The organism is Exiguobacterium sp. s22, assembly GCF_018617455.1.
Lineage (GTDB): Bacteria > Bacillota > Bacilli > Exiguobacteriales > Exiguobacteriaceae > Exiguobacterium.
On record NZ_JACSKD010000006.1, the window covers coordinates 167,880 to 173,879 of the forward strand.

General features: G+C 47.7%; 7 protein-coding genes. 2 read left to right on the forward strand and 5 right to left on the reverse strand.

Translation table 11 applies throughout. From position 1 onward, the window contains the following. Positions 1-65: 65 nt before the first annotated feature. From KNO94_RS11515 to KNO94_RS11525, 3 genes are all read right to left on the reverse strand, one after another. The gene (locus KNO94_RS11515) at positions 66-425 is read right to left on the reverse strand and encodes a response regulator (protein WP_214742121.1); all 360 of its coding nucleotides are present in this window, start codon (positions 423-425) and stop codon (positions 66-68) included. A 92-nt stretch (positions 426-517) separates the two neighbouring features. Then, positions 518-877: a YxeA family protein gene (locus KNO94_RS11520; protein ID WP_214779832.1), complete on the reverse strand. Its 360-nt coding sequence runs from the start codon at positions 875-877 to the stop codon at positions 518-520. Between the two features lie 127 nt (positions 878-1,004). Beyond that, positions 1,005-2,663 carry a glycerol-3-phosphate dehydrogenase/oxidase gene (locus KNO94_RS11525; RefSeq protein ID WP_214742123.1) on the reverse strand — a complete coding sequence of 553 codons (1,659 nt, stop codon included), beginning with the start codon at positions 2,661-2,663 and terminating at the stop codon, positions 1,005-1,007. A gap of 261 nt (positions 2,664-2,924) precedes the next feature. On the opposite strand from KNO94_RS11525, the gene KNO94_RS11530 reads away from it, so the two are divergent. Further along, on the forward strand, positions 2,925-4,040 hold the full coding sequence (locus KNO94_RS11530) for an NADH-dependent flavin oxidoreductase (RefSeq protein ID WP_214779834.1): 1,116 nt from the start codon (positions 2,925-2,927) through the stop codon (positions 4,038-4,040). 38 nt (positions 4,041-4,078) lie between these two features. Here the strand turns inward: KNO94_RS11530 and KNO94_RS11535 are convergent, their stop codons facing one another. Further along, entirely contained in the window at positions 4,079-5,410 is a 1,332-nt protein-coding gene (locus tag KNO94_RS11535) for a polysaccharide deacetylase family protein (RefSeq protein WP_214779836.1), read from the reverse strand. Positions 5,411-5,427: 17 nt separating this feature from the next. Next, on the reverse strand, positions 5,428-5,610 hold the full coding sequence (locus KNO94_RS11540; RefSeq protein WP_214779837.1) for a hypothetical protein: 183 nt from the start codon (positions 5,608-5,610) through the stop codon (positions 5,428-5,430). Positions 5,611-5,737: 127 nt separating this feature from the next. On the opposite strand from KNO94_RS11540, the gene KNO94_RS11545 reads away from it, so the two are divergent. After that, positions 5,738-6,000 (forward strand): helix-turn-helix domain-containing protein (locus KNO94_RS11545; RefSeq protein WP_214779839.1); only part of this gene is annotated, 263 nt, incomplete at its 3' end.

Here is a 6,000-nt window from a genome sequence, read left to right on the forward strand (position 1 = left end):
ATGCTATTCGGGCATAGAAATGGCTTAGCGCAAGCGTTTACATATGTCATCTTGGTGACGAAACGTCAAATTTTCAAGACTTCTTTCACTTTTTCAATCATTCCATAAATATCGAACGGCTTTTCAAATTGTGCAGCGACTCCGAGTCGACGAACTTCTTCAATCACCGTTTCTTCCCCAAATGCCGTCATGATCATAACGGGCGTTTCCACGTTCTCCTCGCGCATGCGACGTAACACTTCATGTCCAAACATACGAGGCATATTCATATCGAGTAATACCAAGTCGTATTGTTCTCGCTCTAAAAACTCCCAGGCGCTGACGCCATCTTTCGCTGTATCTACGTCTACACCCATGTTTGTAAACACTTGCGCGAGCATCGTACGAATCCCGTCCTGGTCATCTGCTATTAACATCCGTGACATGCATGTCCCTTCTTTCCTTACATCGTTTTCCATAATCAAACAATTTAACCATACCAAACTCGTTTGTTTTCCGCGATGCCTATCTTTTGAAATCAAGGGAACGATGGCTCGGAACTGTCCACTTCCTGTTCTTCTTTCAATTGCTCAGGCACTTCTAACTGATTGACCCGTTCATAATCGGTCACTTCCGCATCTTCTTCTTTCACAAACACTTTCAAATAATCCCCTTCTGCTAGAAGTGAAGAGGTTGCAATGGCGAGCGGTCGTTTCTTCCCGTCTTCATCGTATCCGATGAGATCGTATCGATAGCCGTTCGATGTCTGTGTCGCTACTTCCGCGTTTGGAACTTTGACGTAATATAAATCCGCTAACAGACGATTGAAGTCGACATAGCGCCAGCCTACTATGAATAAAGCGCCAATCAATAAGACGGCGATGAGTTTTCGCATCATAAACAGTTCTCCTTCAACGTGAGAGTGACTACTTATGAGATATACCGTTATTCCGAAGTCACGAAACCATTCCACAAAAAGAGGTTCATCCTGTTCAGAATGAACCTCTCGCGTTATACATTGAATCTTAAGATTCGACAGTCACTGGCACAACTGCGATTTCAATTTCTTTCTCGACCTCTTCACGTTCCTCTTTCAAACGCTCGTCTGACCATTTAAAGACGTCAGCCATACAGCGAAGGACACCGTCTTTATATTGACGAACGAAGTCGATATCAAAGAACATTGCGCCTGTCCGACGAATCAAGAAGTCAATGGCACGAACAACCGATTCTTCCTCAATTCCGTATACTAATTGCGCATAGACGATTTCAGGAAGGTCATATGCGTTCGCATCCATTCGTTCAATGACGCGATCGATATTCGATCCGTATAGACGGACGAGCGCTTCCGCGTGTTCTGCATCGAGTCCATGATTTTGAAGTTCTTTCGTTTTCTTATCAAGGAAGTCTTGGAAGCCTTTTGACCCACCGACATGACCACCCGAAATTGGCATATGTTTTGTCCGACTTGCCAAGTAAACGACACCTTCTTCTTCTTTCAACAATTTGGCGACGAGGTCGACGACCGTCTCTGACATCTTGCGATACCCTGTCAATTTACCGCCGGCGATTGTAATCAAGCCACTGTCTGACTGCCAGATTTCGTCCTTACGTGAAATTTCAGACGGATCTTTCCCTTCCTCGTAAATCAATGGACGAATACCGGCCCAGCTTGATTCCACATCATCTGCTGTGACATGAACGTCCGGGAACATATAGTGAATGGCATCCAAAATATAATCACGGTCCTCCGTCGTCATGCGTGGATGCGCCTTGTTTTTATCGAAGAACGTATCCGTCGTTCCGACGTATGCTTTGTTTCCGCGTGGAATCGCAAAGACCATGCGACCGTCTGGTGTATCGAAATAAATTGCTTGTTTGAGCGGGAATTTCGATTGATCGATGACCAAGTGAATCCCTTTCGTCAAACGAAGTTGCTTCCCTTTTTTCGAGTTATCTTCTTCTCGTAACTCATCAACCCATGGACCGGTCGCATTGATGATTTTTTTCGCATAGACGTCATATGTCGACCCGTCGATTTGGTCTTCGACGTGGACACCGGCTACTTTCCCGTTCTCGTAAATCAGTCCTGTCACTTTCGCATAGTTCATGAGAAGCGCACCATGGTTTGCGGCTTCTTTCGCCACTTCAATCGTTAATCGTGCGTCATCTGTGCGGTACTCAACGTAATAGCCGCCTCCGACTAAATCATCTTTCTTCACGAGCGGTGCCTTTTTGATGACCTCATCCGGCTTGAGCATCATGCGACGTTCTGCCCGTTTGACACCTGCGAGGAAGTCATACACCATGAGCCCGATTGATGTTGAGAAGGGACCGAATGTGCCTCCCTTGTGCATCGGTAAGAGCATTTGTTCCGGTGTCGTGACGTGTGGACCGTTCTCATATACGATGGCCCGTTCTTTCCCGACTTCGGCGACGAGCGCCACTTCGAATTGTTTCAAATAGCGGAGTCCCCCGTGAACAAGTTTCGTCGAACGACTTGATGTCCCTGCCGCAAAGTCTTGCATCTCGAGGACAGCTGTCTTCATCCCACGCGACGATGCATCGAGCGCAATCCCCGCTCCTGTAATTCCGCCACCGACAACAAGAACGTCATGACGTTCACTCGTCAGTTGCTCATATCGTTTCGCTCGTTCTTTCGCTGAGAAATTTCTAATTTCCATCTTATTCCCTCCTATAGTAAGTACGGTTCAATGAATAGAAAAAGAGACCACAACAAAAATAAGGCTTCCCCCTTCTGTTGTGGTCTCTCTATTGTCTCGAACCGGATATCAACTTTTCTCCTGTATTATACCCTATTCTTTTCACTTCAATCATCTCTTACGCTTATTCAACCTGCAATGTGCCGTTTCACAAGCATTCAACTCGCATTTTTGAGTCGAGAAGCTTAGACTTCAAGGTATCATGTTGAAGGAGGATTTCAGATGAAACGTATGTTACAACCTTTTCAGTTTAAAAATGGCGTCGAAGTACCGAACCGCCTCGTCTTGGCACCGATGACACATTACTCATCAGAGCCAACAGGCGAAGTATCCGAGCATGAGCTCGCTTACTATCGGAAGCGGGCGCAAAACGTAGGCCTCGCCATCACGGCTTGCGCGTACGTGACCGAAGACGGGAAAGGGTTCCCGAACGCATTCGGGGTCAATGACGACAAATTCATCCCAGGTCTCCGTCAATTGGCGGAAAGTTTAAAAGCAGAAGGCGCAAAGGCCATCCTTCAAATTTTCCACGCAGGACGGATGTCACCACCTGAACTCGTCCCGAACGAACAACCTGTCAGTGCAAGTGCCGTCGCACCTGTCCGTGAAGACGCAGCTACACCACGTGCCCTCGAAACGTCAGAAGTCGAAGCCATCATCGAGGCGTTCGGTGAAGCGACGCGTCGAGCCATCGAAGCCGGATTTGACGGCGTCGAGATTCACGGAGCCAACACTTACTTGATTCAACAATTCTTCTCACCGCACTCAAATCGCCGTGAAGATCGCTTCGGCGGTGATGTCCATGGACGTTTGACGTTCCCACGCGAAGTCATTCGTCGTGTCAAAGAAGCCGCCGCAGATGTGGAAAACTTCCTCGTCGGCTATCGCTTCTCACCAGAAGAAATCGAAGAGCCAGGTATCACACTCGACGACACGGATGTGTTGCTCGATATGATTTTGGAGGAAGGCGTCGATTATATTCACGCATCTCTCTGGAATTTCAATACAGCTTCCATGCGCGATGAGAATGTCACGGAGCGTTCGATTGACCGCATCGCCAAACGGATCAACGGTGCCATCCCACTCATCGGAGTCGGGCAGCTTCAGCGTCCGGCCCAAGTGGAAGATGCGCTCGAGGTCGTCGACCTTGCCGCACTCGGTCGCGAACTGATCATCGACCCAGAATGGCTTGAAAAAGTGAAATCGGACCGTGAAGACGAGATTGAGACAGAACTCGACTTGAACAAACAAGCCGAACTCGCTGTCCCAGCTCCGCTATGGAACGCCATCACGACACGTGCCGGTTGGTTCCCGATTAAAGATCAAGAAGTGAAATAAAAAAATGAACCTGCCGTTTATCACGGCGGGTTCATTTACTATTTCAACGTCAAGAGCTCACTCATCGTCACAAACGTGTACCCTTCACGTTTCAGCGCATCGAGAACTTTCGGCAACCCTTCAGCTGTGGACTCATGAATATCATGCATCAAGACAACAGCACTTGGATGGACATTGTCCATAATCAAGCGATACATTTGATCGGCATTACGGTGACTCCAATCAAGAGAATCGACCGTCCATAGTGCAAGGGTCTGCTCCTTTGTCTGAATGATTTGCTCAATCATTTCATTTTTAGCCCCGTATGGTGGACGAACCAATGATGGGCGTTGTCCCGTAAGCCTCTCAATTCGTTCATCAACCTGTTCGAGTTCCTCTTTGACTCCCTTCTCAGACAATTGTGTCAAATCCGGGTGATGTTCAGTATGGTTTGCTAGCTCATGACCTGACAACGCTACCTGCCTCGCCACATCAGGATAGAATTCCATCTGACTCCCTAACATGAAGAACGTAGCACGCGCTTGGTATTTCTCAAGCGTCTCAAGGATGTGAGGTGTCACGATTGGATGTGGTCCATCATCGAATGTCAGTGCAACATACTTCCCATTAGGTTCAAGCGGCTTATTTGAGGGGTTCATGATTGGAGAATCTTCTTCTTGTGTAGTGGGCGTATCTAATTTGGATAACAAAAACGGCTCAACTTCCTTCATTGGAATATGAACTTCTACCACACCTGCCGCTCCCGCTGCCACTTCATACTCGTCAAATATGACATCTAGACCAGAGGACGTCAGTATCCACTTCGTCGATTTAGGATGTTTAATCGCTTCACGTAACTGATTCTCAAACACGTATTCTCGATGTTGTAATTGTGTGATGACGCTATGCTTGAACCATTCTAATGCATGTTGGTCATCACGTAAGACATCATCCCATTCAATGAACGTTCCGTCCGAAAGGTTCATCCGAAATACGTCGACAGTGGTTTGACCATTCGCACCACCAGTGAATGCATAAGTATGAACGACTAGCGTATATTCTCCCTCATTCGTTTGATATGTATCGGTCTGAATATTTAAGTGACCCGTTTGACCGTGACTAGGGGTGAGGTTGTGTTGAAATGCTTCTTTCTTTTCTAAAATGAATGCATCCAGCTCCTCGTTTAGCATTTCATAATCCGTTCTCGGAACTGAGATTGATGTCGTATATCTTTTCGCTTGTTCACTCTCTACCGTTAAATGTAACCCGGGGTATTGTCCGGTAAAGGATGGTGTCGGAACTTCTTTAATCGTTGGGGCGGCTCCCGCGATGTAATACCATGTACCCATCCCAATCAATAACGTCATAATAACTAACATGTGTCGTCTCATTCTTATTCTCTCCTATTTCATTCAATCGATTCGATTGTATCAAACTCTTCACGAATGAAATCGTCAATATGGCGACAAATATATACAAAATCATACAAAACAGGTACGTCGTCTTTAACAAAAGTAGGCGAGAATTCTCCCTCCTCTAAGCGTCTCGGGGCGAAGCCCAGCGTAGGTGGGAGATGAATCGCCCGGTCCAAAAGTCTTTTCCCCCTGTGACAGATATGACGAACAAAAGTTCGTCATTCCGTCAGATTCTCCCTCCCCCTCCACGGGTATCGGATGAGGAAGACACATCACAATCTTCTGAGGGGAGGAGGGACGGACATGCTGAAAGGCTACAAATACAGACTCCACCCGACGCCTGTACAGGCCGAGTTCCTCATCAAGACGATCGGCTGCGCCCGGTTCATCTACAACAAGCTGCTCGAGGACCGCATCGCCATCCGCGAGGAGGCGAAAACGGGGAGCGGAACGAGACGGAAACCGGCGACACCCGCCTCCTACAAGCCCCTGTTCCCGTTCCTCGCCGAGGCGGACAGCCTCGCGCTCGCGAACGCGAAGCTGAACCTCGACACCGCGTTCGCGAA

Coding starts and splice junctions, on each gene's coding strand:
- KNO94_RS11515 (WP_214742121.1), bottom strand. CDS start 425: ATGTCACGGATGTTAATAGCAGATGACCAGGACGGGATTCGTACGATG.
- KNO94_RS11520 (WP_214779832.1), bottom strand. CDS start 877: ATGATGCGAAAACTCATCGCCGTCTTATTGATTGGCGCTTTATTCATA.
- KNO94_RS11525 (WP_214742123.1), bottom strand. CDS start 2,663: ATGGAAATTAGAAATTTCTCAGCGAAAGAACGAGCGAAACGATATGAG.
- KNO94_RS11530 (WP_214779834.1), top strand. CDS start 2,925: ATGAAACGTATGTTACAACCTTTTCAGTTTAAAAATGGCGTCGAAGTA.
- KNO94_RS11535 (WP_214779836.1), bottom strand. CDS start 5,410: ATGAGACGACACATGTTAGTTATTATGACGTTATTGATTGGGATGGGT.